Raw genomic sequence first — 1878 nt, forward strand, 5'->3', positions numbered from 1 at the left:
TTGTGCCAGACGTCGTCGGACAGACCGAGGCGCGGTCGCCGGGCTGCCCGTCTCCGGACGGGTGATGGGCATGGTCCCGCTGGTCGTCAGCGAACTGGTGACCAACGCGGTCAAGTACGCGGGCGGACCGTGCCTGTTGTCGCTCGAGGTCGACGAGGGCGCCGTCAGGGCCACCGTCTGGGATTCCGACCCGACACTTCCGGTGGCACGCGCCGCCGAGGCGGGCCGGGTCGGGCAGCACGGGCTGGAAATCGTCATGGCCGTGTGCCATGCCTTCGAGGTGCGCCGGGAGCCCGTCGGCAAACGGATCACCGCCGTGGTGACGTTGGCCGACACGCCGGACAGTGACATGAGCCACTCCGCCACCTGACGCCACCCGCGTCACCGGTGCGACAGCGGCCACAAGACGGCGCGCGCGACATCCCGTTGGGCAGCCGTCCGGCGCCGCCGTGGCGCCCTCCGAAACCCTTGACGGGCCTCTGACGAGCCGAAACGAAATCGTGTCGCGTCACTCCGGCCTGCTTGCGCGACAATGGTGAGTTCGCGGATCCCCTTCGACAGGAAAACGGGTGGTTAACACAGTGCGGCAGGCAGGTGTACTAGACGTCGGGTGTCACAGCGCTCTGCTCACCGTGGCGCGGCGCCGCGCCGGGGTCGCCATGGAAGAGGTGCTGTCCCGAAAGGTACGGCTCCAGTTGCACGAGACGCTGGACGCCACGGGACGGCTGGACAAGTCGGGTGTACGCAGCGTCCAGCGGGCCGTGGCCGAAACGCTCGCCGAGAACCGCGGGGCGCTGCCGGAGGTCTACGCGTTCGCCACGTCGGTGATCCGCGACGCGCCCAATCGCGACGAGGTCCTCGCCCAGGTGGCCAGCGCCACCGGCACCCGGCTGCGGGTGATGTCCGGCGAGGAGGAGGCCCGGCTGGCCTATGTGGCGGCACGCCACTGGGCGGGCGAGCAGGCCGGCTCCCTGCTGGTGCTCGACATCGGCGGCGGGACGGTGGAGGTCGCGTCCGGGACGTCCAGACAGCCCCGGACGGCCCACTCCCTGCCGCTGGGCGCCCGCACGGTCACCCGCGCGTGGAAGCTCGACGAGGCCGTGTCCTCGAAGCGACGGCTCGCCGAGGTGCGCGACCATCTCGGCGACCGCCTCGCCGAGGTGGCCGACCTGCCGCACGCGGACCCGGACGGTCGGGTGCTCGCGTGTTCCAAGACCTTCACCCAGCTCGCCCGCTACACCACCGCGGGCCGTGACCGCTCCCGGACTCCGCAGCGGCTGACCCTCGACGAGGTACGGGCCGCGGTGGGCGTCCTCGCCAAGAACGGGTCGGCGGGCCGCGGCCGGCTGCCCGGCATCTCACGTCACCGTGCCGGTCAGTCCCTGGCCGGGGCCATGGTCGCGGAAGCCCTGATGGAGGCCTGCCGGGCCACGAGCGTGGAGATCTCCCCCTGGTCCACCCGGGAGGGCCTGCTCCTGGAGCGCCTCGGAGCGCTGCGCGGCAAGAGCTCCACCCGGCGCTGACGCGGACCGGTCGCCGGGCGGCCGGTCCGCCCGCGCTCCCCTTCGCTCATCCAGCGGGGATCCGTCAATTACGTGGACACCGCCCTGTGTTCGAGCGTCACGAGACCGACGGCGGCTCACGCGCCCGGTCGCGAGGGAGCACCGCACCCGGAGGCCGGGAACAAACCGGTACCACTCGACGCTGACCTGAACAGTCCGGCGGATGCCGGAGCGCGGAGTCCCACCTGGTGCGGTGGACCCACCGGCGGTTCTGCTCGTGGAAAGGCGTGAGAGCGATGACGGAGTGCGGGCAGCGACGACTACGGGCGGCCGGGGCGGGCGAGTTGCCCCTGGTGACTTCGTGCGGCCGCAGGAT

Annotated in this window: 2 protein-coding genes; both read left to right on the forward strand. The window is 72.0% G+C overall.

Annotated features, from left to right (window positions below; genetic code table 11):
* Positions 1 to 370 (forward strand): ATP-binding protein (locus ACWEBX_RS39855; RefSeq protein WP_451889591.1); only part of this gene is annotated, 370 nt, incomplete at its 5' end.
* 199 nt (positions 371 to 569) lie between these two features.
* Positions 570 to 1523 (forward strand): Ppx/GppA phosphatase family protein, encoded by a 954-nt coding sequence (locus ACWEBX_RS39860; protein WP_451889592.1) that lies wholly within the window; start codon positions 570 to 572, stop codon positions 1521 to 1523.
* Positions 1524 to 1878: the final 355 nt, after the last annotated feature.

The organism is Streptomyces sp. NPDC005070, assembly GCF_053600395.1.